Source organism: Kitasatospora sp. NPDC127035, from assembly GCF_042726075.1.
Lineage (GTDB): Bacteria > Actinomycetota > Actinomycetes > Streptomycetales > Streptomycetaceae > Kitasatospora.
The window spans coordinates 177,905-201,792 of sequence record NZ_JBHXDN010000005.1 but is presented as its reverse complement, the minus strand read 5'-3'; the positions used below and the strand labels follow the sequence as shown (position 1 = coordinate 201,792).

Below are 23,888 nucleotides of genomic sequence, written 5' to 3'. Positions count from 1 at the left end.
ATGTCCGAGCTCTCCCGCCGTACCTTCGTCGGCGCCACCGCCGCCGCCGGCGCCGCCGCCCTCACCGGCCTGCCCACCACCTCCGCCACGGCGGCGCCCGCGCCGGGGCGCCTCACCGGCACCATCAAGGACGTCCGTCACGTCGTCGTGCTGATGCAGGAGAACCGCAGCTTCGACCACTACTTCGGGACCCTGAACGGCGTGCGCGGCTTCGGCGACAAGCAGGCGCTGCAGTTCCCGGACGGCGCCGACGTGTTCCGCCAGCCCGACCCGCGCCGCAGCGACGGCGGTGCGATGCTGCCGTACCGGATGGACACCTCCAAGTACAACGCGCAGAACGCCGGCGGTCTGCCGCACGACTGGGCCACCGGCCACCAGGCGATCAACAACGGCGCGATGAACAAGTGGATCGCCGCCAAGGGCGAGCGCACCATGGGCTACTTCTCGCGCGAGGACATCCCCTACCAGTACGCGCTGGCCGACGCGTTCACCCTCTGCGACGCCTACTTCACCTCGCTCGCCGGTCCGACCGACCCCAACCGCCTCTACCTGTGGACCGGCACCGCCGGCCCGGGCCGCGACGGCACCACCGGCCCCTGGATCGACAACACGCCGGTCACCGACAACCCCGTCGCCGACTGGACCACGTACGCGGAGCGGCTGGAACAGGCCGGCGTGACGTGGCGCGTCTACCACAACCCCAGCAAGGACGACCGCACCGGCGATTACGACGACAACGCACTTTCGTACTTCCGGCAGTTCCACGCCTTCCCGAAGGACGACCCGCGGTACGTCAATGCGATGACCAAGTTCGACCCGGCCGCGTTCGACGCCCACTGCAAGGACGGCTCCCTGCCGACCGTCTCCTGGCTGGTCGCGCCCTACCTGTTCTCCGAGCACCCCGAGGCCGGTCCGGCGTACGGCGCGCACTGGGTGAACCAGGCGCTGCAGTCGCTGATGTCCAACCCGGAGGTGTGGAAGCACACCGTCTTCCTCGTCATGTACGACGAGAACGACGGCTACTTCGACCACATGGTCCCGCCCACCCCCGAGCCCGGCACCCCGGAGGAGTTCACCCAGGGCCGCGCCATCGGCCTCGGCAACCGTGTCCCGCTCTGGGTCGCCTCGCCCTGGTCGCGCGGCGGCTGGGTCAACTCCCAGGTCTTCGACCACACGTCCGTCCTGCGCTTCATGGAGCAGGTCACCGGGGTCGCCGAACCCAACATCTCCGCCTGGCGCCGGGCCGTCTGCGGCGACCTCACCAGTTGCTTCGACTTCGCCGCGCCGAACCACTCGATACCGCAACTCCCGGACACCACGGCCCTGATGGCCCGGGCCGACGCGGGTACCAAGCTTCCGGGCGTCCAGCTCCCCGCCGCCGGTGCCCAGTCGATGCCCGTCCAGGAGCGCGGCGACCGGCCGCACCGCCACCTGCCGTACCAGCCCTGGGCCGACGTGGAGGTCGACCGGCGGACCGGCCGGGTCACCTGCACCATGACCAACGACGGTTCCGTCGCGTTCCCGTACACCGTCTACCCGAACATCGTCCACCCGTTCGCCGGCACGCCGTTCACCGTGGCGCCGGGCGCCTCCGCGACGTACCTGTGGGAGGCCGCGTCGACCAACGGCCGCTACGACTTCACCGTCCACGGCCCCGACGGCTTCGTCCGCCGCTTCGCCGGCACCGTGGTCCGGGACGGTGTGAACGGCCCCGCCGGCGTGAACGGGGCGAACGGGCCGGTCCACCCCGACGGACAGAACGACGTCGGCGTGCCGATCGTCACCGCCGACCTCTCCGGCTCCCGGCGGCTCACCCTGCAACTGGTCAACGACGGCATGACGGACGTCTGCTTCACCGCCGTGCCGAACGACTTCGCCGGCACCGCGCAGACCGTCCGGGTCAAGCCGGGCAAGCAGACGAACCTCGCCTGGCCGCTGGACAAGGAGGGCCGCTACGACGTGGTGGTCACCGCGGCCACCGGACTGCGGTTCACCCAGCGGTACGCGGGATGGGTGCACTGAGCACCTGACGGGCGGCCGGTGACCACGGCAGGTGGCCACCGGCCCCCGGGGCTCCGGCCCGGGGACGCCCGACCGGGGCGCCGAACCGGTGACCCCCGGCCGTGGCACCGCAGCCCGGCCGGGGGCCCGCCGCTACCGTCGGCTCCATGCAGAACATCACTCCGTGCCTCTGGTACGACGACGCCGCCGAGGAAGCCGTCCGCTTCTACACCTCGATCCTCCCCGACTCCCGGATCACGGGGGTCACCCACTACGGTGAGCCGGGCCCCGGCGTCCCCGGCCGGGTCCTGACCGTCAGCTTCGAACTCGGCGGCCGGCCGTTCGTCGCCCTCAACGGCGGCCCGTTGTTCCCGTTCACCGAGGCGGTCTCGCTCCAGATCGAGTGCGACGACCAGGCGGAGGTCGACCGGCTCTGGGAGGCGCTCCAGGAGGGCGGCGGCCAGGAGAGCCAGTGCGGCTGGCTCAAGGACCGCTGGGGCTTCAACTGGCAGGTCACCCCGCGCGTGCTGCTCGACCTGGTCAACGACCCGGACCGGGCCAAGGCCGACCGGGTCTTCGCGGCGATGCTGCAGATGAAGAAGATCGACATCCAGCAGCTGCTCGACGCCGCCCGCGGCTGACCCCGGCGCACACCCGCCCCTGCCCGCCCCTGAACTCCCCTTCCCCGGACGGACCTCCCTGACGGCCCGTCCTCCCGCCCTCCCGTCCTCCCGTCCGTCAGCTCCGCTTCCGCCGCAGCCGGCCGGACCGCAGGCGCTCGCCCCGGACCAGCCGGCGCAGCCAGGCGAGCCGGGAGAACCGCTCCCGGTTCGCCACCGAGGCCCGGTCCAGTTCCTCCATCAGCCGCCGGCTGCGGTGCTCCAGGTCCAGTTCGTCGAGGATCCGGTCCACCTCGGCCAGCAGTGCGCCGTGCAGCTGCCAGGCCTCCGGATGCTCGCGGACCCGGTCGAGCAGCAGCCGGGCCACGTTCTCCCGGCTCGCCCAGGCGGCCGTCAGCTCGGCGGTCAGCCGCTGCTCGGCCTCCTCGGCGTTCCGGCTGACCTGGGTGGTGACCAGGACGGCGAAGCTCACCAGCGCGCCGCCGATGTGCGCGAGCAGCTCCTCCAGCGCCACCGCGACGTCCGGGGCGACCAGCGGCTCGCCGGGCGGGCGCCGCTTGGCGAGGTCGGTGAGCGACCGGGCGAGGACCCGGATCACCACCACGCAGATCTCCAGGGTGTCCAGGCCGGTCCGCAGCACCAGCCGGGAGAGCAGCCCCTCGCTGATCCGGGGGTTGAGCCGCAGGCTGTCCTCGGCCTGCCGGAGCGCGGCGTCGACGTCGGCGATCGCCTGGTCGAGCCGGCGCGCCTCGTGCAGCCGTTCGGCGGCGTGGGCGACGGGGGTGGGGCGGTCGAGCTGCTCGGCCAGGTCGAGCAGCAGCTGCCGGGCCCGGCGGGCGAGGTCCTCGATCGACTCGCCCGCCGTGTCGACCCACACCGGTGGCGCGAACAGCAGGTTGAACAGCAGTCCGACGACCGCGCCGATCAGGGTCTCCAGGACCCGGTCCCAGGCCTGGGAGGCGAGTTTGGTGACGCCCAGGATCAGCATCGCGCTGATCGCGACCTCCTGGACGAACTCGTCCACCCGGACGAACCGCCCGACGACCAGCGAGGCGAGGATGACCAGCCCCAGGCTCCACCAGGAGAGCCCGACCACCGAGCTGAAGCCGATCGCGATCAGCACCCCGACCACCACCGAGTTGACCCGGCGGATGCTGGTCGTCAGCGTCGAGTAGACGGTGACCTGGACGACCAGCAGCGCCGTGAGCGGCGCGGTCAGCGGGGCGGGCTCGCTGCTCAGCCAGGTCGCCACCACGTAGGAGAGGGTGGCGGCGACGGTCGCGCGGACGGTCTGGACGACGAAGGGCTCGCGCGTGCCGCGGCGGACCGCGGCGGCGACGGAGTCCGGTAGCAGGGACATGCGGACCTTCTTCCCCGAAGCGCCGGTTCACACCACCCCGGGTCGTCCGACCGCCCCGCGCCCTCAGGGGCGGGGGCGCCGGTCCCGCAGCAGCTTCCACGGCGCGAGGGCGGACTCGACCTGCACGGAGAGGCTCATCTTGGACGCGCCCTTGACCCGCTCCTCGAAGCGGATCGGCACCTCCTTGACGGTGAGTCCGCGCTGCACCACCCGGTAGTTCAGCTCGACCTGGAACGAGTACCCGTTGCTGTTCACCGAGGACAGGTCGATCGCCCGCAGGGTCTCCGCCCGCCAGGCCTTGAAGCCGGCGGTGGCGTCCCGCACGCCCAGTCCGAGGATGGTGTTCACGTAGAAGTTGGCCCAGCTGGAGAGCGCCTTGCGGTGCCACGGCCACTCCGCGGCGGTCGAGCCGCCCGGCACGTACCGGGAGCCGAGCACCACGGCCGTGTCGTCGGCCAGCAGGGTCTCCACCATGGTCGGGAGGACGGCCGCCGGGTGGGACAGGTCGGCGTCCATCTGGACCACCACGTCCGCGCCCTGCTCCAGGGCCAGGGTCATGCCCGCGACGTAGGCCCGGCCGAGGCCGTCCTTCTCGGTGCGGTGCAGCACCCGGACGCGGCCGTCGGATCCGGCGGCGAGCTCGTCCGCGATCTTGCCGGTGCCGTCGGGCGAGTTGTCGTCGACGACCAGGAGGTGGAGGTCGGGCAGGTCGAGGTCGGCGAGCAGTCCGGCGAGGACCGGAAGGTTCTCCCGTTCGTTGTAGGTGGGTACGACCACAACGACCTTCGGGGAGGCCTCGACCATGTTCTGTCCCTCGCGTGCTCTCCGGCCGGTGCCGCGCAGTGGCACCGGTTCGGACGGATGTCCGGTACTACGGCCGTGCGAGTCTATCCGCGGCGGTTCGTAGGCTGTCCCGGTGGTCCGGCCCCCGGTCGGGCGGGCACGTCCCGAGGGCCGGCCGGAGTCCGCGCGGGTACCGCGGACGGACCGGCCGGCGCACCGTCACCGGCCTAGCGGGACCGGCGGGAGCTCCAGGCGGGGGCGACGATCGCGACCAGCGCGACGGCGAAGCCGATCTGCAAGAGGTGCCGGATCCAGTCGATGCCGGAGGTGTGGCGGACGCCGATCCAGCCGGCCATCGCATTGCCCAGCCAGGCGCCGGCCGCGCCGAGCAGCATGGTGAGCCACCACGGGATCGACTGCGGTCCGCGGAGGATCAGTTTGGCCAGCACCCCCAGCACGAAGCCGATGAGCAGAATCCACAGGAGCTGGAACATCGCATTCCACCTTTCGAGGCGCGTTTCCCCATGATCGCCCGAACGGCCCGGACCGGCACCTCGACCGCGTGGTCACGCCCCTCGATCCCGTCAGCCCGCCGTCCCGCCCGCCGGGCCCGCACCGCCGCCGCCCCCGCTCAGCGCGGCTCCGGTCGCCGGGTCGAAGACGTGGAGCCGTTCGGTGTCGATCCACAGCTCCAGCGGGGCCCCTTCGGCCGCCCGGGTGGCGGTGCCGATCCGCGCCACGACCTCCCGCCCGGGCGCCCCGGCACCGGCCTCCCGCTGCTGCGCGCCGAGCTCCTCCAGACCGCCCCCGACGACCGGATCACCCTCGACGGTGAAGTGCACGAACACGTCCGAGCCCACCGACTCCACGACCTCGACCCCGACCGTGACGGTCGCTCCGCCGACCGGGTGCTCCAGCAGTGCGGCGTCCTCGAAGTGCTCCGGGCGGATGCCGACCACCACCTCGCGCGGCGCGTCGGCGGCCGTGAGGCCCCGGCGCAGCCGGTCGCCCACCGGCAGGTCGCCGAGCGCGGTGCGCAGCACGCCCTCCTCCAGCCGTCCGTGCAGCAGGTTCATCCCGGGCGAGCCGATGAAGCCGGCGACGAACAGGTTGGCCGGCCCGTCGTAGAGCAGCTGGGGCGCGCCGACCTGCTGGACGACGCCCGCGCGGAGCACCACCACTCGGTCGCCGAGCGTCATAGCCTCGACCTGGTCGTGGGTGACGTAGACGGTGGTGGTGCCGAGGCGGCGCTGGAGCCGGGAGATCTGGGTGCGCATCTGCACCCGCAGCTTGGCGTCCAGGTTGGAGAGCGGTTCGTCCATGAGGAACGCCTTGGGGTCGCGGACGATCGCCCGTCCCATGGCGACGCGCTGGCGCTGCCCGCCGGAGAGGAGGGCGGGCCGGCGGTCGAGGTGTTCGGTGAGGTCGAGGATCCGGGCGGCCTCCTCGACCTTGGCGGCGACGACGGCCTTGTCGGTCCTGGCGAGCCGCAGCGCGAAGCCCATGTTCTGGCGGACGGTCATGTGCGGGTAGAGCGCGTAGCTCTGGAACACCATCGCGATGTCGCGGTCCTTGGGCGCGCGGTCGTTGACCACCTGCCCGCCGATCCGCAGGGTGCCCCCGGTGATGTCCTCCAGGCCGGCGATCATGTTGAGGGTGGTGGACTTCCCGCAGCCCGAGGGGCCGACCAGGATGACGAACTCACCGTCCGCCACGGTCAGGTCGACGTCGTGGACGGCGACCGAGCCGTCCGGGTAGCGCTTGGTGATGCCGTCGAGGACGATCTCGGCCATGGGTTCTGGTCACCCCTTCACTGCGCCGGCGGTGAGGCCGGCCACGATGCGGCGCTGGAAGAACAGGACGAAGAGCACGATCGGCACCGTGATCACCACGGCCGCGGCGGCGATCGAGCCGGTCGGCTGCTGGAACTGGGAACTGCCGGTGAAGAAGGCGATCGCGGCCGGGACGGTCCGGGCCGCGTCGGTGGAGGTCAGCGAGATCGCGAAGAGGAAGTCGTTCCAGCAGAAGATGAAGACCAGGATGCCGGTGGTGAACACCCCGGGCGCGGCCAGCGGGGCGATGACCAGGCGGAACGCCTGGGCGGGTGTCGCGCCGTCCACCTTGGCGGCCTTCTCCAGGTCCCACGGGATCTCCCGGAAGAAGGCCGACAGGGTGTAGATCGCCAGCGGCAGCGAGAAGGTCATGTAGGGGATGATCAGCCCGAGCCAGGTGTCGAAGAGGCCGAGCACGCGCTCGATCTCGAAGAGCGGCGAGACCAGGGAGATCGGCGGGAACATCGCGATCAGCAGGGACATCCCGATCAGCAGCCGCTTCCCGGGGAAGCGCAGCCGGGCCACCGCGTAGGCCGCCATGGTGGCGAGCACGAGGGCGAGCGTGGTGGCGATCACCGCGATGCCGATCGAGTTGACGAGGGCCCGGGTGAACTCCGAGGTGCGGAAGATGCCGCGGTAGTTCTCCAGCGTCCAGCTGCGCGGGACGAAGTCGCCGTCGGACAGGGTGCCCGGGTCCTTGAACGACAGTGCGGCGATCCACCAGACCGGGAACAGCGCGTACAGCACCACCACCAGGTTGACCACGCCCCAGCCGGTCCGGGCACGGGCCTGGCGGGCGGTCACCGGCGCTCCGTCGCGCCGCCCGGCGCGGCGGCGCCGAAGACCTTGACGAAGACCAGGGCGATCGCCGCCACGCAGAGGAAGATCAGCACCGAGATCGCCGAGCCGATCCCCAGGTTGAGCGCGGTGAAGAGGTTGTCGTAGCCGAGGATCGACACCGAGCCGGTGTCGTTGGCACCGCCGGTCAGCACGTAGATGTTGTCGAAGATCCGGAACGCGTCCAGGGTGCGGAACAGCAGGGCCACCAGGACGGCGGGCTTCATCAGCGGCAGGACGACCAGCCGCAGCCGTTGCCCGAAGCCGGCGCCGTCGACCATCGCGGCCCGGACGGTCTCGGTGGGCACCAGCGCCAGCCCGGCCAGCAGCAGGAGCGCCATGAACGGGGTGGTCTTCCACACCTCGGCCAGGATGATCAGCCCGATCGCCGGCCAGTGCTCGGTGAGCGGGGCGCTGCCCTCCGGGAGCAGCGCCGCCAGGTAGCCGGTGCCCGGCGTCCAGGCGTACTGCCAGGAGTAGGCGGCGACCACCGTCACGATGCCGTACGGCACCAGCACCGCCGTGCGCACCAGGCCCCGGCCGACCACCGCCCGGTGCATCACCAGCGCCAGGGCCAGGCCGAGCACCAGCTCGACGGTGACCGAGACGGCGGTGATCAGCACCGTCACCCCCAGGGCCTGCCACCAGTACGGGGAGGAGAGCACGGCCCCGTAGTTGGCGAGCCCGACGAACGAGGCCCGGTCCGGGAAGCGCAGGTCGTAGCGCTGGAGCGAGAGGTACACGGCGTAGCCGACCGGGTAGGCCGTCACGAGGGTCATCACCAGCACGGCGGGGGCGCACAGCAGCCAGCCGAGCCGGCGCTCCTCCCGGGAGCCGGCCGACCTCCGGCCCGGCGGTGCGTCCGGGCGGGGCGGGCGGGCGGTGGCGGCGGTCATGGGATCAGCCCCTTCGAGCCGAGCGCGTCCCTGATCTGGCCGGAGAGCGCCGCGACGGTGCGTTCCGGGTCGACCGCCGAGGGCGGCGAGAGGGCGTGCGCGACGGCGATCGAGACGTTCTGGTACGCGGGCGTCTGCGGCCGTACCGAGGCGGTGTCCAGGGCCGCCAGGACGTCGGCGGCGAACGGGTAGCTGTCGGTGAGCTCGGCGGCGGTGTACAGGCTGCGCAGGGAGGGCGGCAGACCGCCCTTGAGCGCGTTGGCCAGCTGGTTGTCGCGGTTGCGCAGGCAGAGGGTGGCCTCCTGGGCCAGGTCGGGGTGGCGGGAGTAGGCGCCGACGGCCAGGTCGATGCCGCCGATGGTGACGGTGGCGGGCCGTCCCGGGACGACGGCGGGGTAGGGCGCCCAGCGGAAGTGCGGGAACAGTTCGGGCTCGTTGGCCTTCATCGACGGGTAGACGAAGGGGTAGTTGAGCTCGAAGGCGGCGGTCCCGGACTCCGTCGCCAGCCGGTTCTGGTCCTCCATCTGGTTGGCGAGGGAGGGGTCGGCGGCGGGGGAGCGGGCCAGGTCGCGGATGACCTGCGCGGCGGCGACGGCCGGCTCGCCCAGCGACGGCGCGGACGCGTCCGGGGTGAGGATCGACCCGCCGGCGCTGGTGACCAGGGTGTTGAACCAGACCGTCAGACCCTCGTACTGGGCGCCCTGGGTCTCGACGAAGTGGGGCTTGCCCTCGGCGGCCAGTTGCCGGGCCCGGTCGAGCAGTTCGGCCCAGGTGCGCGGTGCGCTGGGGACCAGGTCGTCGCGGTACCAGAGCAGTTGGGTGTTGGAGTTGTACGGGACGGCGTAGAGCCGTTCCTTCCAGGTGGCGGTGCGCAGGGCGGCGGCCAGGGTGTCCTCGCTCGCCCGCTCCCGCAGCGGGCCGGTCCACTCGCGGGCCCAGCCGGCCTCGGCGAACTCGGCGGTCCAGGTGACGTCCAGCCCCATGATGTCGACGCCGCTGTCGTGCGCGGCGAGCCGGCGGACCAGCTGCTGGCGCTGGCCGTCGGCGGTGCGCGGCAGCTTGTTGTAGCGGATCGTGTAGCGGCCGCCGGAGGCGCTGCCGCAGGAGTCGGCGGCCTGCTGGAGCGCGCCCGAGTCGTCGGGGAAGTTGTACCAGTCGAGGGTGACCGGGCCGTTCCCGGATCCGTTCCCGGCGCCGCTGCCGCAGGCGGCGAGCGCCCAGGTGAGCAGCAGGACCAGGACGAGCGCGGTGCGGTCGCGGACTCCGGTCATCGTGGTCCCTCCCGTCGGCGGCCTGCGGGTGGCCACGCTAGGCGGTCGGGCCGGAGGGGCCCGGAGCCGGCGACGGGACACACCCGGGGACCGCCCGCGCGGCCTAAGGCCCGGCCCGGCGCGGTCGTCGGGCCGGGCCTCACGCCGCGGTCAGGGCGCCGGGACGAGGGTGGAGCCGACGAGGTGTTCGGCCAGGCCGGTCCGGCCCGCCTCGCGGTACCAGCGGCGCTGGCGGTCGGCGCCGTTCCCGTTCTGCCGGAACGCCTGCCACAGGTCGGACACCCGGTCGGTGTCGCCGGCGGCGTCGAGACCGGGGGCGATCCGGGCCCACAGCTCCTCGATCACGGCGGCGGTGGGGCGGGCGACGCCGTCCAGCGGGGAGATCAGGGCGCCGTGCAGGCCGGCGTGGGCGGCGTGCCAGGTGGCGGCGCGCACCAGCTCGTCGGGCGTCTCCGGACGCGGGCGCCCGGCCCGCTCGTCCAGGACCGCCGAGGTCACCAGGGCGCGGATCAGGCCGGCGAAGAGCTCGGCGTCCGCCACCGTCAGCTGGACGTCGGCCGCCCGCACCTCGACGGTGGGGTAGCGGGCGGAGAGGCGGGCGTGCCAGTACACCTGGCCCTCGTCGGTGATCGCCCCGGCGGTGAGCAGCGCGTCCACCCGGCGTCGGTGGTCGGCCGCGTCGCGGAAGAGCGGCGGCGGGCCGCTGACCGCCCACTGGTCGAACTGGACCGTGCGCCAGCTGGCGAAGTGGGTGTCGCGGTCGCGCCAGTACGGCGAGTTGGCGGCCATCGCGACCACGACCGGCAGCCAGGGGCGCAGCCGGACGAGGGCGCCGAGCCGCTCCTCCGGGTCGGGGACGCCGACGTGGACGTGCATGCCGTTGAGCATGAGGTCGTCCACCAGGGAGGGCGCCTGGCGGCGGGCCCGCCGGTAGCGGTCACCGTCGGTGACCGGGACGGGCCCGTCATGGCCGAACGGGGCAGCCCCGACGGGCACGACGCGGCAGCCGTTCCGCGCGGCCGCGGCGCTCAGTCCGGCGCGGATGCGGACCAGGTGGCGGGAGACCGCCGCGAGGTCCTCGCAGACCGGTGTGGCCGTCTCCACCTGCACCTGGAGCAGCTCGTGCTGGGCCTCGTCCGGCCGCAGCGCGGGCGCCAGGTCGGCGGCGGCCAGGACCTCGGCGGCGCGGGGGACGGGTGTCGCGTCCCGCGGGTCGATCAGTAGGTACTCTTCCTCGACTCCGAGTGTCAGCATGGCCTCCCGGCTACCCCGGCAGGCCGTTCCCACGCCGCGGACGGGCGGCGTCCCGGGCTGGCGGGAGGCCGGCGGGAGGCCGGACGCCCGGCAGGCGGGGTGGGTCCGCCCCCGGATCCGCCGGACGGCAGCCGTTTGGTGCTGCCGGGAGCGGTTAGGCGAGAGGCCGGCGCCCGGTTCCCGGAGGACTTCGCCGCCGGCCGCGAGGGCCGTCCCGGCGGGGCCGGTCCCCTGCCGTCCCGTCCCGTCCCGAACGACCGAAGGAGCTCCCGCATGCACGCGACCCAGGCGTCCCCGCTCGGCCCCGGCTCCGACCTGGCCGACCTCGGCGAACTCGCCCAGCAGCTCCGGGTGGACGCGGTCCGGGCCGGCACCGCCGCCGGCTCCGGGCACCCCACCTCGGCCCTGTCCGCCGCCGACCTGGTGGCCGTGCTGGCCGCCCGCCACCTGCGCTACGACTGGGAGGACCCGGCGAACCCGGGGAACGACCACTTCGTCCTCTCCAAGGGGCACGCCTCGCCCCTGCTGTACGCGATGCTCCGGGCCGCCGGAGCGATCTCGGAGGACGAACTCCTGACCACCTACCGGCGCGCCGGGGCCCGCTTGCAGGGCCACCCGACGCCGGTGCTGCCCTGGGTGGACGTGGCCACCGGCTCGCTCGGCCAGGGGATCGGCTACGGGGTGGGGATCGCGCTGGCCGGCCGGGACCTCGAACACCGGCCGTACCACGTCTGGGTGCTGTGCGGGGACGGCGAGATGGCCGAGGGGTCGGTCTGGGAGGCCCTGGACGCGGCAGGGCACCACCGGCTCGCCAACCTCACCGTGATCGTCGACGTCAACCGCCTCGGCCAGTCGGGCCCCACCGCACTGGGCCGGGACGTGGACGCCTACGCCCGGCGGATCGAGGCGTTCGGGTGCCGCGCCCTGGTCGTCGACGGCCACGACCCGGCCGCCGTGGACGAGGCGCTGCGGACCGCCGCCGACGGCCTGCAGCCGACCGTGGTGGTCGCCGGCACGGTGAAGGGCCGGGGCTTCGCCGAGGTGGAGGACGCCGAGGGGTGGCACGGCAAGCCCTTCCCCGAGGACATGGCCGCGCGGGCGGTCGAGGAACTGGGCGGGGTCCGCCACCTGCGGGTCCGCGGCCCGAGGCCGCCCGCCGCACCGGCCCCGACTCCGGCTCAGGCACCCGCCCCGGTCCCGATTCCGGCTCAGGCTCGGACACCGGCCCCGGGCGCGACGCCCGCCCCGGTCGGCACCGGCCGCCCGGTGGAGCTGCCGGTCTTCGAGGTCGGCGACGAGGTGGCCACCCGGGCGGCGTACGGCCGGACCCTGGTCGCGCTCGGCGACGCCCGCCCGGAGGTGGTGGTCCTGGACGCCGAGGTCGGCAACTCCACCACCACCGAGGACTTCGCCGAGGCCCACCCGGACCGGTTCTTCCAGTCGTACATCGCCGAACAGCAGATGGTGGCCACCGCCGTCGGGATGGCCGTCCGCGGCTACCGGCCCTACGCCACCACCTTCGCCGCGTTCCTCACCCGGGCCCACGACTTCGTCCGGATGGCGGCCGTCTCCCGGGTGGACCTGGCGCTGTGCGGGACCCACTGCGGGGTGGAGATCGGCCCCGACGGCCCCTCCCAGATGGGGCTGGAGGACCTCGCGATGATGCGGGCCGTCCGGGGCTCCACGGTGCTGTACCCCGCCGACGCGACCTGCACCGCCGCTCTCACCGCCACCATGGCCGACCTGGACGGGATCTCCTACCTGCGCGCCACCAGGGGCGCCCACCCCGTCCTCTATCCCGAGGGTGAGACCTTTCCCGTCGGCGGATCCAAGAACCTGCGGGGCGGCGGGGAAGGGGACCGGGTGACCCTGCTCGGCGCCGGTGTCACCGTCCACGAGTGCCTGAAGGCCGCCGACCGGCTCGCCGAACTCGGCGTCGCGACCCGGGTGATCGACCTCTACTCGGTCAAACCGCTGGACGCCGCCGCCGTACGGCGCGCCGCCCAGCAGACCGGGGCCCTGGTCGTCGTCGAGGACCACCACCCCGAGGGCGGCCTCGGCGAGGCGGTGCTCACCGCGCTCGCCGGCGAACGGCACGGCCCGGCCGTCGCCCACCTGGCGGTCCGCACCCTGCCCGGCTCGGGCACCTCCGCCGAACTCCTCGCCGAAGCCGGCATCGACGCCGACGCCATCACCTCGGCGGCCCTCGACGTGACCGGTGCGAGGCAGACGGCCTGACCGGCCGGCAGCCGGCGGCCGGTCAGGCCGCCGGCCCCATCCGGACCGGCCGTGCGTCCGCCGCCCGGACGACCCTGGCGGGCGGGACGGTCGTGCCGATACGGTCTGGACCAGCGCGTCCGGCCGATCGGCCGCCGTCCCCCTGTCCTGGCCCTTTCCGGGAGTCGTCATCAACACCCGATCCACCGTCAGCACCCCGCTCACGTTCACCGATCTGCTGGACGACCGGGCCGCCAGGCACCCGGACCGCACCGCGCTGCTGGCCCCCGGCCGCCCGGCGCTCGACTACCGCGGGTGGCGGGAGCGGGCGGTCCGCGCCGCCCACGGGCTCGCCCGGGCGGGCGTCCGGCCGGGGGAGCGGGTCCTGCTGCTGTTCCCCAACAGCGCGTGGGACGAGTACGCGGTGGCGTTCCTCGCCGTGCACTACGCCGGTGCGGCGGGCGTGGTGGTCCGCGAGGACCTCGGACCGGACGACACCGCGCGGCTGGCGGCGGCGAGCGAGGTGCGCCGGGCGGTGGCCGGCACGGCGGACGACCCCCGGGCGGAAGCGGCCGGCGTCCCCTGCCTGCGGCTCGCGGCGCTGGAGGCGGCCGACGGCCCCGACGAGCCGCCGCACCGGCCGGACCCGGAGGACCTCGCCCAGGTGATCGGCACCTCCGGAACCACCGGGGCGCCCAAGGGCGTCCACGCCGCCCACGCCAGCCTCACCGCCGGCCAGCGGCTCGACCCGCGCCCGCGCCCGTACGCGCACTCGGCGCACGCCGTCCAGGCCTTCCCGATCGGCACCAACGCGGCCCAGGTCGTCCTGGTCAACGCGCTCGTCGCCGCGCCCGCGACGATCTGCCTGCCGCGGTTCGACGCCGAGGAGTTCGGCCGGACCGTCGAGGAGTACCGGGCGGGCACCGTCTTCCTGGTGCCGTCCATGGCGGTCGAACTGCTCAACTCGGGCGTCGCCGCACGGCGTGACCTGAGCAGCGTCCTGCTGGTCAGCTCCTCCGCCGCCGCGCTCCCGGCCCCGGTCGCCGTCGCACTCCGCGAGGCGCTGCCCGGCGCCACCGTCGTCAACACCTACACCTCCGCCGAGGCCTCGCCGGCCCAGATATCCGCCGTCGTGGACGCCCGCCGACCCGGCTCGGTCGGCCGCCCCGCCAACCCGGCCGACCTGCGGCTGCTCGACGCTGACGGACGCCCGGTGGGGCCCGGCACCGTCGGCGAGGTCTGGCTGCGCCAGCCCGGCCCGCCGCGCGGGTACGTGGCCGGGCGCGCGGCGTCCGACGCGGTCTTCCGGGACGGCTGGGTGCGGATGGGCGACCTCGGCCGGCTGGACGCCGACGGCTACCTGTACCTGGTGGACCGCGAGAGCGACATCATCAAGTCCGGTGCGCTGAAGGTCTCCACGCTGCGGATCGAGGACGTGCTGCACGCCCACCCGCAGGTCGCCGACGCGGCGGCGCTGGGCGTCCCGCACGCCGTGATGGGCGCCGTGCCGGTCGCCGCCGTCGTGCCCGCCGCCGGCGGCCTGGACCTCGACGAGCTCCGGCTTTTCCTGAGTGCCCGGCTCGGCCGCGCCGAACTGCCGGTCCGAATCCTGGTCACCGACCGGCTGCCGCGCAACCCCAGCGGCAAGGTGGTCAAGCACGAACTGCGGGCCCGCTTCGAGGAACCGGCCGCCGACGACCCGGCCGCCCCCGGCACCCCGCCGGCCACCGACCGGGAGACCGCCCTGGCCGCCCTGTGGCGGAAGGTGCTGGGCCGTCAGGTCCGTGCCGTGGAGGACGAGTTCTTCGCCCTCGGCGGGGACTCCTTCCGCGCCGTCCAGCTGGCCGCCGCGATCACCGCCGAGTTCGGCGTCGCCGCGAGCACCGCCCTCGTCTTCGAACGGCCCTCGCTCCGCGCCCAGGCGGCCTGGCTCGACGACGCCCCGGCGGCCGTGGACGACCGGGCCCCGGCCGCCGTGGCCGAGGTCTCCGCCTACCTCCGGGAGCTGCGCGCCCAGCCGCACGACGTACCGCTCACCTCGCAGCAGGAGAACTTCCTGCGCTGGACGGCCGAGGCCGAGGGCCGCAACGTGGGCTCCGTCGCCGTGATGTTCCGGGTCACCGAGGCGCTGCGCACCGACCTGCTGGCCGAGGCGCTGCGCGAGGCCGTACGCCGTCACCCGGCGCTGCGCACGCGCTTCGTGCCGGTGCCGGACGCCGCGCAGCCGGGGGTGCGGCGCGCGGTGGTCGACGAGCAGCCGGAGGTGGACGTCGTCCTCGTCGACGCCCCGGGCGAGAGTGACGACGAGGTCTCGGCCCGGCTGGTCGCCGTCCGCGACCGGCTCACCGACATCGGCGAGGGGCCGATGGCCTGCCTCGCCGTCGTCAGCCGGGGCGAGGACGACCACGCCGTGCTGCTGGCCGTGCACCACATCGTCGCGGACGGCTGGTCGGTCGGTGTGCTGCTGCGCGAACTGGGCGTCCTGTACTCGGCGTTGCGGCGGGGCCGCCCGGCCCCCGCGCTCCGGCCCGGGCCGGAGTACGCCGAGCTGGTCGCCTGGTCCAACGCCCACTGGGCGGCGTCCCGGGCCCACTTCGCCCGGACGCTGGCCGGGGCGCCGGAGGCGGTGCACCCCTTCCCCGGCCGTGCGGACACCGAGACGGTGCTGAGCGCCGCGCACCGCTTCGCCGTCCCGGCGGTGCGCGCCGAGGCGCTGCGTGCGCGGGCGACGGAGGCGGGCGCGACGCCCTTCCAGGCGCTCGCGGCGGTCTGGCTGGGCCTGCTCGCCGAGCGCAGCGGTCAGACCGACCTGGTGCTGATGACCCCGGTGCCGGGCCGGACCAGGCCGGAGGCGGAGCGGGCGATCGGCTGCTTCGTCCAGTCGCTGCTGCTCCGGATCGACGCCTCGGGCGCGCCCGGCTTCGCCGAACTGCTCGCCCGCGTCCGGGACACCTCGACGGCGGCGCTGGACCACCAGCTGTACCCGTTCGCCGAGTTCAGCCCGCAGGCGCCGTTCGCGGCCTGGCTCCGCTACGAGAGCTGGAGCGCCCCGGCGCAGCTGCCGGGCCTGGCCTGTGACGCCTGGGAGGTCCCGCGCAGCGCGACCGTCCCCTACCCGATGCCGGGGGGCGACCGCCACGTGCCGGAGCTGGCGGCCACCGAGCAGCCCGACGGCAGCCTGGTCTGCTGGCTCCGCTACAACGAGCACGCCTTCGCTCCGGAGGCCGTGGAGGCGTTGGCCGTCGCGCTGGAGGCCCGCCTGGTGGAGGCCGCCGGGGTCTAGGCCGTCTCCGGGGCGCTGCCCGAGGGGGCTGTGGCGGGCTGTCCGTCGGGGCCCGGAGCCGGTGCCCGTCCGGGCCGCGGTGCGGTGCCCGTCGGGGGCCGGGGTGCGGGCGTTCCGGAGCCGGTGCCCTGGACAGCGGGGGCCGGCGGGGGCGTTCCCGGAGGGTTCACCGCCGTCGGTTCCGGCGGGCAGGCCGGACGGGTGGTCCACTTCGGCCGGTTAGCCTCTACGGGACCGTACATCCGTGCGATCCACGGAACAGGAGTCTCGCGCCACCATGCTCACCCAGGCCCCGGCCCGCCGTCGACCGCTCGGCACCGTCCCCCCTGCATCCCCACCGGCACCGTCTGCCGGGCCCGTTCGGCCCGTCCGCGGGTCGTCCGCCCGGCCGTCGCCCCGTCACCCCGTCGCGGGGAGCGGCCGATGAGGGGCCTCGCCGGACTCCGGCGCGACGGGGACTCGCCGTCGGACGGTGCGGACGGCCGCACCCGCCTCCGGAAGGCCCGCACGGGCGCGCTCGCCCTGGCGGTGACCGCCGCGCTGGCGGCCGGCCTGCTCTGGTGGCATCCGTGGAAGCCCGCCGCCGACCGGGAGAAGCCGTTGTCGTCGGCGTTCACCACGGCCACCGGCGGCTCGAACCGCTTCGGCACGGGCGGGCAGCTCTACCGCTACAAGGTGCGGGCCGAGAACGGGCTGAAGGAGAGCCCCGGCCGGTTCGCCGCCGAGGTCGACGCCGTCCTCGGCGACGTCCGGCGCGGCTGGGCCGCGGACGGCACCCGGTCCTTCCAGCGGATGGACGCCGACCCGGTCGACTTCACCGTCTACCTGGCGACCCCGGAGACCACCGACCGGATATGCGGCCAGTACGGGCTGGACACCGGCGGCTGGGTGAACTGCGGCGTGGGCCACCAGGTCGTCATCAACGTGACGCGCTGGCGGGAGCTCACCGAGTTCTACGCCGGGCAGCCCGAGCTGTACCACGCGCTCGCCGTCAACCACGAGGTCGGCCACGTCCTCGGCCTCGGCCACGTCGACTGCCCCGGGCCCGGCCAGCCGGCGCCGGTGATGATGCAGCAGATCAAGGGCCTGCACGGCTGCGTGCCCAACGGCTGGCCCTTCTCCGAGACCGGCACCCTCCTCACCGGCCCCCTCCTCCCGGCCGCCACCCCGGCGCCGTAGCGGGGCGGCTCCGTGCCGCCGCGGCCGTCTCCCCGCGCCGCGACCCCGGCCCCCGCCGACCCGCGTCGGAGGGGGCCTCGCGTCGGAGGGGGATCACCTCTCGTGCGTCCAGGCGACGGCGGTCCGCACCTCGCGGAGTCGCCAGCCCGCCGGCGTCCGCGCGGCGGTGCAGGCCAGCCGCAGGCCGCTCGACAGATGGGGCGGCCGGCCGCTGCGGTAGAAGTAGACGAGCGAGTTCGCCGTGGCGGCCGCCCGGTCGCCGTCGACGTCCACCAGCAGGTCCGTGGTCACGTGCTGGGTGTGTTCCCCCTCGACCTCGGCCTGCCGCATGAATCCGACGAGCCGGTCGAGGCCGTGTATCTCGCCCGAGCGCGGGGAGTGCCCCGTCACGTCGGCGGTGAAGACGGTGTCCGCCTCCTCCCACCGCTTCTCGTCGAGCAGGCGTGCGAAGCGGCTGAACAGGTCGGCGATCTCGATGCGGTCGGCGATCGGCGCGTTCGTGGACATGGCATCCCCTTTTGTTGGCGTGTCCAACATTGGCGCCGCCAACTGTACAGAGATCGATTGGCCGCGCCAACAATGTAGGGTGGCCGGCGTGGAAGAGACCCCCGCACACCTGACGGCGAAGCCGAGCTGGCTGCTCACCCAGGTGGCCGTGCACGCCCACCGGTTGGCGTCCGAAGGCTTCGGCGGGGTGGGCGCGCGCGGGTACCACTACCGGATCCTGGCCGCCCTGGACGAGTTCGGGGTGTCCAGCCAGGCCGAACTCGGCCGCCGGTGCAACATGGACCGCAGTGACGTCGTGGCGGCGATCAACGAACTGGCCGAACGGGGCTGCGTCGAGCGGACGCCGGACCCGGACGACCGGAGACGCAACAGGGTGCACCTCACCCCGGCGGGCCGCCGGCACCTGCGACGCCTGGACCGGGCGCTGGACGCGGTGCAGGACGACCTCCTGGAACCACTCTCGGCCGAGGACAGGCAGACCCTGACCGGCCTGCTCACCCGCCTGCTCGCCCACCACCAACGGCCCTGAGGTCCGTCGTCGAACAGCCGGCCGTTCTCGCCCTCCGGGACCACCCCGCACAGCTGACCCCCGGCGAGCAGGCCCACCTCGTCGCAGCCCAGACCCTGCTCGAAGTGTGCGTTCCGGTCGCCGACGACGGCGGACAAGGCTCCGGCCCGGCCGTCGGCTTCGCCGATCTCGACACGTCCGCCACTCCCGGCGGCGTCCCGGTCACCCTGGCCGTTCCCGTCCCGGCCGGCGTTCCGCGCCGCCAGGTCGACCGACCGGCCCGGGCGCGAACGGGCAGGGCCGTTCGGCGTTGACCCCGGGGAAGAATCTCGAGAGGACACGTTGACGCCGGGCGGTCGATCCCTAAGGCTGGCCAGCGGCCCGGGGAATCTGTCGATCAGTCAACTCGACCGACAAGGTGTTGAGTTGGAAGTTCCCGCGGCCCGGAAGGGATCCTCCGATGCGTCGTGCCCCGACCCTGCTCGCGGCCCTCCTCCTGGCGGTGGCCGCCGCCCTCGCCGCGCCCTCGGCCGCCCTCGCCTCCGATCCCGGAGTGCCCGCAGCGGCCGCCGCTGCGCCGGAGGCCCCCGCGGCCTCCCCGGCCTCCGCGCCCGCCGGCTGTCGCACCTATGCCGTCATCGGCGAACCGAGGCAGTTCGGGGAGTGCACCGGAATCGACCCGCTCCAGACCTGGACGCTCCAGGCCCACTGCGCGTGGACCCTCAGCGGTCGAGTCTACGACTTCTACGTCAACAGCTCGGTGATCGTCGGCAACACCGCCACCTCCGTGGACTGCAGTCCGGGGCACTTCGTCGACGTGCGGATCCTCCTCGGCTACCGCCTGCCGCCGGAGGAGGCCGGTCCGGTCCTCCCGCCGGGCCCGATCACCGGACTCGCGGGCAAGTGCATGGAACTCCGGAACGGCAGTCCCGAGGACGGGACGAAGGTGCAGATCAGCGACTGCACCGGCGCGGCCGGCCAGATCTGGCGGCTGCCCGTCGGCGGAACCGTCAAGGCGCTGGGTAAGTGCATGGATGCGGTCGGCGGCGGTACGGCCAACGGCACCAAGGTGCAACTCCTCCTCTGTAACGGCACCGCCGCCCAGCAGTGGTACCCGCTGCCGGACGGCCAGATCGTCAACCCGCAGTCCAACCGGTGCCTGACCGTCCCGGGCGCCGACCCGACCAACGGCAACCAGCTGGTGCTCCGGGACTGCGCGGGCGGCGCCGGCCAGCGCTGGGTCCTGCCCTCCTGACGGGTGTGCCGAGGGGGCCGGCCGCCTGGTTTCGACCGACGGATCCACCGGCTCCGCGACGTCGTCGAACGCCGCTTCGGCCGGTTGAAGCAATGGCGTGGCCTGGCCACCCGCTCCGACAGGACCCGCGAGTCCTACCAGGCCGCCGTCACCATCGGCTCAGTCCTGCTCCGGACCCGACCTTTGAAGGCGATCTTCAGGGGTTGGCCGACCTTCCCGCCGGGCGGCGCCTGCCGGCCGCAGCCGCCGTGCTGCCCGGCGGTGTTGTCGTACCCCCTCGGTACGGTCGGTCCATGAGTGTCTCTCTCTACTACTCGGCCGACCGGGCGATGCCGCGGACGGATGCCGAGACCGCCACCGTCGAGCGCATCGTCGCCGCGCACACGTCGTCGTTCCCCTACCAGGACGAGGAGGGCCTCTCCCTGGACGACGACGGCACCGGGCCGGACGAGATCCTGGCCGGGTCCACGAAGCTGCCGGGCGACCCGGGGCGGATGCTGCCGGTGATGGTCCACGTGCTGGGCGCCGTCACCGAGTTGCGCCGCGCGCTGCCCGGAGCGGAATGGCGCGTGCACATGGACGACCTCGACGTCCCGTGGGACGAGCAGGACGGCTACGCCTTCCCCGGCATGCACGACGCGGATCTCGCAGCCGCCTTCGGCGACTTCTGAGGGACGTCGGAGCCGTCCCTCAGGCGCCGGGGGTTCCCCTGCGCCTGGGGGACGGAGAAGAGAGGAGAGCGGTCACTGGGGGAGGGGCGGCGGCCATGCCCCTTCCCGGTTGCCACCCCGCTCCCGTACCGGAGCGGTCCGAGCACCCCGCCGTGCAGACGGCTCGTGGGCCGACGTGGCCAGCCTCCTCGGCGCTCAAGTCTTCTGACCGGTCAGGAGCGGAGTGATCGCGGAGGGGCCGACGAACTCGGCGGCGAGGGCGTCCATGATCACTTCGTCGCAGACCTGCCCCAGCCAGTACCCGGCCTCCCGCAGTGTTCCCGCTGTACGGAAGCCGGCCTTCTCGTAAGCACGGATCGCGGGCTTGTTCGGGGCGAGGACCTTCAGCCAGACCATCCGCAGGTTGGTGATGAGGAACGCGTAGTCGAGGACGAGGCGGGTCGCCGCGGTGCCCAGCCCTCTCCCACGGGCCTCGGGAGCGAGCATCACCACGTACTCGGCGGTGCGGACGGACGGATCGGGCAACAGGGTGGCGACACCAGCCGGGACGGGGACGTCGTCGGCGAGGTGGTAGATCGTGAAGCGGACGTTGTCGCCGCGAAGTTGATGGGCGATGCCTTCGACGCGGGCCTCCAGCGATTCGGGCTGCTGACGGCCATAGCCGACGAGGAGGGCGGGGTCCTGCTCCCAGCCCCAGTAGGTCTCGACGAGGTCGGCCCGGTAGGGGCCGAGCCCGCAGGTGTCGTCGCGGACCCAGACGATCGGGTCATGGCTGGCGGTGATGGCGTGCTCCGAGGGTGAGGACCGGCGTGTAGGCACCGGTGGAGGACGGTTCGGCGACCGGTGCGCCGTCCTCAGTTTGCACCCATGCGTGCAGCCGTACAGGGTCGGCGGCGACACCGTGGCACCAGGTGACGGCGAGCCGCCGGGTGGCCAGCAGCAGCACGGTTGCGACGGACTCCTCCAAACAGGCCGTGCGGGCCGGGGAATGCCATCCGGCGGCACGGACTGCGAGTACGGCTGCCTTCGCCTGTTCGGGGGTAGCCGCTAGGAGACAGCTTGACGCGGCCTGGTGAACGGCGCGGATGATGCGGAGCATCGCGGTCCGGGGGTCCCCGGCGGCTTTGACTGCAGCCACTGTCGCCAGCGCGCCTGCGCCGCCCAGTAGCGCTCGGAGCCGGACGGGACCTGGGCGGGTGGCTCCAGCGGGGTGCTCGACGCTTCCCCAGCTTGCCCGCGTGGCGGCGGCCCGGGTCACCGGCCACAGCCGGGTGGCGGAGGTGGGTTCGAGGAGTCCTGCGGCCAGGAGTTGGCTGGCGAGTCGGCCGGGCAACGGGGCAGGGCTGCCGATGCGCGCGGCCTCCCGGAAGCACCTGGCAGCATGGGGCAGCAGGCATTGGACGCGGCCGGTGCGGTAGTCGACGAGGACCAGGACGTGTCCGAAGTCGGTGGGGCGGACGTGGTGGGGTGGGGCGGCGAAGGCAGGCGGATCAGCCACGGGAATCCTTCCTGATGATGGCGTGGGTCCAGGCGGCGACCGGGTCGCGATGGTGGGCCGTCAGCCACGCTTCGACGGTGAGGGCCTGTTCGAGGGTGGCGAGCGGCATGGGAAGGCCGGCGGACGCCTGGGCCAGATGGCGGCGGAACAGGGCGGGGTGGACGAGACCGAGGGCGGCGAGGTTGCCGTCGGCCAGGGCGGACAGGGCGGGGAGGTTGACACGCATCCCGGTGTAGTGATCGGCGTCGAAGCTGCCCTTGGTGGTGCGTTTCGCCGTCTCGGACGGCAGCAGGTGGGCCATGGCGCTGGCCAGGGTGGGCTTGTAGGCGTACAGCGGTGGGCGTCGGAGGAGTGGTGCGGTCAGCACCGCGTCCACCACGGTCGGATCGAGGAACGGGTTGTGCAGGTCGACGCCGCAGACGGCGGCGAGCTGGGCATCGGAGGCGGCCGTACGAGCGACCTCGCGGATCTCGTCCACCAGAACCCGCACCGAGAAGTCCAGACCGGCCAACGGGTCGGCCTGGGCGGCGATTCGTCGGGCAGCCCGGGTGAGGAGTCCGGCGGCGCGCGGAGTGGCCCACGAAGGGAACGGCAGCAGTGAGAACCAAGTGGCTCGGCCATGGTCGTCGCGGTCGGGCGTTCCGACCATGTCGGCGAGGGCGGTCAGTGCCTCTCGGCGGCTGGTGCGAGCGGTGAGGGCGGCGTCCCACAGCAGCGGGCCGACGGGGCTGTGCCGAAGCCGGGCCCAGCCGAACGCCTCGGTGACTGCTCGACGGCCTCGGCCTCGGCGGATCAGGTCGGCCAGGCGGATTGGGGGTTGGAACAGGACGCTGTCGCCGCCGTCGCCGGTCAGGTGGGTACGGGTGCCCAACTTCGCGTGCATCCAATCCAGCTGGCCGGTAAGACGGGCGTGCGTGAGGGTCGAGGGTGCCGGTTCGTCGGTTGCCGGAACCTCGGTGATGGCGGTGTAGGGCAGATGCCGGTCGGTCAGCGGCAGCAGGCAGTGCGCGACGCGGTGTGTGTGGCGCGCCGCCGCCAGGCGGGCATGGTGGAGGTCGGCACCGCCGAGGTCGCCGTCCGGGTGGACGGTGACCGCATTCAAACGTCGGTCGGAAGGCTGGGCGGTGGCGGCGAGGACCGTGATGCTGGTGGAGTCCAGGCCACCGGACAGATCGCACGACAGCGCCGGGTCCGAGACGACCCGCAGCGTGACCGCGCGTTCCAAGGCGTCCTTGAGCCGAATGCCGGGCAGCATGTCGGGCACCGGGTCCGGCCGCCAGCGGGTGGTGAAGCGGGGGCCGGAGCCGTCGGCAGGCAGCTCGATCCGAGAGCCGGGCGGCAACTGCCGGACCCCGTCGAAGAAGGACCGGTTGCCTACCAAGGCAGGCACCGACGGCAGGAACACCGCGCACGCCAGCCGTTCGACGTCGATCGAGGCCTCGTTCAGGGAAGCCAGGAACCGCGCGGACGTGGACCAGGCCCAGCCCTCGTTCCATCGAGCCGCGTAGACCGGGCGGGCGGCTGCAGGGTCCGTGTGCACGACGACGTTGGTCGTGCCTTCCTCCACTACGACGTAGGCGCCGGGCCAACGCCACGCCACATTGGCGGGTGGAGGGGTGCAGTTCAACCGGGACAGCTCGAACTCGCGGGCCCCGCAATGGCCGAGCACGAGCACCCTGTGGTGGCCGGCGGCGGCAAGTACGTGTGCTGGGTGGTCACCGATCCGCCAGACCGACGATCCAGTCGCGAGCAGTTCGGCACCGACAGGAAGCGGGTGGGAGGCGGATGTGGTGCTGAACCCTCCGAAGAGCACGGTTCCTCCTTGGGAGAGCGGATGAGGGGGTGGTGGGGGGCCGCGGGGCCGGGGCGGCGCCCCCCCCCGGAGCCCCAGGGGTTTGGGGGGGCAGGGAGCGGCG

The 23,888-nt window shown here is 73.7% G+C and carries 20 protein-coding genes; 8 read left to right on the top strand and 12 right to left on the bottom strand.

Features of this window, described 5'->3' with window-relative positions:
* Positions 1-2,022 (top strand): phosphocholine-specific phospholipase C, encoded by a 2,022-nt coding sequence (locus tag ACFWIC_RS04985; protein ID WP_380515881.1) that lies wholly within the window; start codon positions 1-3, stop codon positions 2,020-2,022.
* A 146-nt stretch (positions 2,023-2,168) separates the two neighbouring features.
* Complete coding sequence (locus ACFWIC_RS04980) at positions 2,169-2,642, top strand: VOC family protein (RefSeq protein WP_329881182.1); 474 nt, start codon at positions 2,169-2,171, stop codon at positions 2,640-2,642.
* 97 nt (positions 2,643-2,739) lie between these two features.
* Here the strand turns inward: ACFWIC_RS04980 and ACFWIC_RS04975 are convergent, their stop codons facing one another.
* The 8 genes from ACFWIC_RS04975 to ACFWIC_RS04940 all read right to left on the bottom strand — a co-directional run bounded on the left by ACFWIC_RS04975 (position 2,740) and on the right by ACFWIC_RS04940 (position 10,854).
* Positions 2,740-3,981, bottom strand: coding sequence for an aromatic acid exporter family protein (locus ACFWIC_RS04975; protein WP_329881180.1), 1,242 nt, complete (start codon positions 3,979-3,981; stop codon positions 2,740-2,742).
* A 63-nt stretch (positions 3,982-4,044) separates the two neighbouring features.
* Complete coding sequence (locus ACFWIC_RS04970; protein ID WP_329881179.1) at positions 4,045-4,785, bottom strand: polyprenol monophosphomannose synthase; 741 nt, start codon at positions 4,783-4,785, stop codon at positions 4,045-4,047.
* Between the two features lie 206 nt (positions 4,786-4,991).
* Positions 4,992-5,258, bottom strand: coding sequence for a GlsB/YeaQ/YmgE family stress response membrane protein (locus tag ACFWIC_RS04965; protein ID WP_329881178.1), 267 nt, complete (start codon positions 5,256-5,258; stop codon positions 4,992-4,994).
* Positions 5,259-5,348: 90 nt separating this feature from the next.
* Entirely contained in the window at positions 5,349-6,557 is a 1,209-nt protein-coding gene (locus ACFWIC_RS04960; protein ID WP_380515876.1) for an ABC transporter ATP-binding protein, read from the bottom strand.
* A 9-nt stretch (positions 6,558-6,566) separates the two neighbouring features.
* A complete protein-coding gene (locus tag ACFWIC_RS04955; RefSeq protein WP_329881174.1) occupies positions 6,567-7,400 on the bottom strand; it encodes a carbohydrate ABC transporter permease in 834 nt (277 codons plus the stop codon).
* Positions 7,397-8,329 (bottom strand): carbohydrate ABC transporter permease, encoded by a 933-nt coding sequence (locus ACFWIC_RS04950; RefSeq protein WP_380515873.1) that lies wholly within the window; start codon positions 8,327-8,329, stop codon positions 7,397-7,399. The genes ACFWIC_RS04955 and ACFWIC_RS04950 overlap by 4 nt, the downstream gene beginning before the upstream one ends.
* A complete protein-coding gene (locus ACFWIC_RS04945; RefSeq protein WP_380515870.1) occupies positions 8,326-9,600 on the bottom strand; it encodes an ABC transporter substrate-binding protein in 1,275 nt (424 codons plus the stop codon). The genes ACFWIC_RS04950 and ACFWIC_RS04945 overlap by 4 nt, the downstream gene beginning before the upstream one ends.
* Positions 9,601-9,750: 150 nt before the next feature.
* Positions 9,751-10,854, bottom strand: a complete 1,104-nt coding sequence (locus tag ACFWIC_RS04940; RefSeq protein WP_355404904.1) for a glutamate--cysteine ligase — start codon at positions 10,852-10,854, stop codon at positions 9,751-9,753.
* A gap of 273 nt (positions 10,855-11,127) precedes the next feature.
* Here ACFWIC_RS04940 and ACFWIC_RS04935 point away from each other — a divergent pair, with 273 nt between their 5' ends.
* The 3 genes from ACFWIC_RS04935 to ACFWIC_RS04925 all read left to right on the top strand — a co-directional run bounded on the left by ACFWIC_RS04935 (position 11,128) and on the right by ACFWIC_RS04925 (position 17,533).
* On the top strand, positions 11,128-13,092 hold the full coding sequence (locus ACFWIC_RS04935) for a transketolase (protein ID WP_380515867.1): 1,965 nt from the start codon (positions 11,128-11,130) through the stop codon (positions 13,090-13,092).
* On the top strand, positions 13,073-16,354 hold the full coding sequence (locus ACFWIC_RS04930) for an AMP-binding protein (protein WP_380515864.1): 3,282 nt from the start codon (positions 13,073-13,075) through the stop codon (positions 16,352-16,354). Before ACFWIC_RS04935 ends, ACFWIC_RS04930 begins: the two co-directional genes overlap by 20 nt.
* Before the next feature lie 423 nt (positions 16,355-16,777).
* A complete protein-coding gene (locus tag ACFWIC_RS04925) occupies positions 16,778-17,533 on the top strand; it encodes a DUF3152 domain-containing protein (RefSeq protein ID WP_380515861.1) in 756 nt (251 codons plus the stop codon).
* Positions 17,534-17,626: 93 nt separating this feature from the next.
* On the opposite strand, the gene ACFWIC_RS04920 is transcribed toward ACFWIC_RS04925, so the two are convergent.
* Positions 17,627-18,040 (bottom strand): nuclear transport factor 2 family protein, encoded by a 414-nt coding sequence (locus ACFWIC_RS04920; RefSeq protein WP_380361233.1) that lies wholly within the window; start codon positions 18,038-18,040, stop codon positions 17,627-17,629.
* 88 nt (positions 18,041-18,128) lie between these two features.
* Between ACFWIC_RS04920 and ACFWIC_RS04915 the strand changes: the two genes are divergently transcribed.
* From ACFWIC_RS04915 to ACFWIC_RS04905, 3 genes are all read left to right on the top strand, one after another.
* Positions 18,129-18,569 (top strand): MarR family winged helix-turn-helix transcriptional regulator, encoded by a 441-nt coding sequence (locus ACFWIC_RS04915; RefSeq protein ID WP_380515858.1) that lies wholly within the window; start codon positions 18,129-18,131, stop codon positions 18,567-18,569.
* Positions 18,570-19,008: 439 nt separating this feature from the next.
* Complete coding sequence (locus ACFWIC_RS04910) at positions 19,009-19,803, top strand: ricin-type beta-trefoil lectin domain protein (RefSeq protein ID WP_380515855.1); 795 nt, start codon at positions 19,009-19,011, stop codon at positions 19,801-19,803.
* 293 nt (positions 19,804-20,096) lie between these two features.
* Positions 20,097-20,474, top strand: a complete 378-nt coding sequence (locus ACFWIC_RS04905) for a hypothetical protein (protein WP_380361231.1) — start codon at positions 20,097-20,099, stop codon at positions 20,472-20,474.
* Positions 20,475-20,669: 195 nt separating this feature from the next.
* Here the strand turns inward: ACFWIC_RS04905 and ACFWIC_RS04900 are convergent, their stop codons facing one another.
* From ACFWIC_RS04900 to ACFWIC_RS04890, 3 genes are all read right to left on the bottom strand, one after another.
* A complete protein-coding gene (locus ACFWIC_RS04900) occupies positions 20,670-21,236 on the bottom strand; it encodes a GNAT family protein (protein WP_329951192.1) in 567 nt (188 codons plus the stop codon).
* A gap of 4 nt (positions 21,237-21,240) precedes the next feature.
* Entirely contained in the window at positions 21,241-21,573 is a 333-nt protein-coding gene (locus tag ACFWIC_RS04895; protein WP_329951191.1) for a lasso peptide biosynthesis B2 protein, read from the bottom strand.
* Positions 21,574-21,964: 391 nt separating this feature from the next.
* The gene (locus ACFWIC_RS04890; protein ID WP_380515852.1) at positions 21,965-23,785 is read right to left on the bottom strand and encodes an albusnodin/ikarugamycin family macrolactam cyclase; all 1,821 of its coding nucleotides are present in this window, start codon (positions 23,783-23,785) and stop codon (positions 21,965-21,967) included.
* Positions 23,786-23,888: the final 103 nt, after the last annotated feature.

Coding starts and splice junctions, on each gene's coding strand:
- ACFWIC_RS04985 (WP_380515881.1), top strand. CDS start 1: ATGTCCGAGCTCTCCCGCCGTACCTTCGTCGGCGCCACCGCCGCCGCC.
- ACFWIC_RS04980 (WP_329881182.1), top strand. CDS start 2,169: ATGCAGAACATCACTCCGTGCCTCTGGTACGACGACGCCGCCGAGGAA.
- ACFWIC_RS04975 (WP_329881180.1), bottom strand. CDS start 3,981: ATGTCCCTGCTACCGGACTCCGTCGCCGCCGCGGTCCGCCGCGGCACG.
- ACFWIC_RS04970 (WP_329881179.1), bottom strand. CDS start 4,785: ATGGTCGAGGCCTCCCCGAAGGTCGTTGTGGTCGTACCCACCTACAAC.
- ACFWIC_RS04965 (WP_329881178.1), bottom strand. CDS start 5,258: ATGTTCCAGCTCCTGTGGATTCTGCTCATCGGCTTCGTGCTGGGGGTG.
- ACFWIC_RS04960 (WP_380515876.1), bottom strand. CDS start 6,557: ATGGCCGAGATCGTCCTCGACGGCATCACCAAGCGCTACCCGGACGGC.
- ACFWIC_RS04950 (WP_380515873.1), bottom strand. CDS start 8,329: ATGACCGCCGCCACCGCCCGCCCGCCCCGCCCGGACGCACCGCCGGGC.
- ACFWIC_RS04945 (WP_380515870.1), bottom strand. CDS start 9,600: ATGACCGGAGTCCGCGACCGCACCGCGCTCGTCCTGGTCCTGCTGCTC.
- ACFWIC_RS04940 (WP_355404904.1), bottom strand. CDS start 10,854: ATGCTGACACTCGGAGTCGAGGAAGAGTACCTACTGATCGACCCGCGG.
- ACFWIC_RS04935 (WP_380515867.1), top strand. CDS start 11,128: ATGCACGCGACCCAGGCGTCCCCGCTCGGCCCCGGCTCCGACCTGGCC.
- ACFWIC_RS04925 (WP_380515861.1), top strand. CDS start 16,778: ATGAGGGGCCTCGCCGGACTCCGGCGCGACGGGGACTCGCCGTCGGAC.
- ACFWIC_RS04920 (WP_380361233.1), bottom strand. CDS start 18,040: ATGTCCACGAACGCGCCGATCGCCGACCGCATCGAGATCGCCGACCTG.
- ACFWIC_RS04910 (WP_380515855.1), top strand. CDS start 19,009: ATGCGTCGTGCCCCGACCCTGCTCGCGGCCCTCCTCCTGGCGGTGGCC.
- ACFWIC_RS04905 (WP_380361231.1), top strand. CDS start 20,097: ATGAGTGTCTCTCTCTACTACTCGGCCGACCGGGCGATGCCGCGGACG.
- ACFWIC_RS04895 (WP_329951191.1), bottom strand. CDS start 21,573: ATGCTCCGCATCATCCGCGCCGTTCACCAGGCCGCGTCAAGCTGTCTC.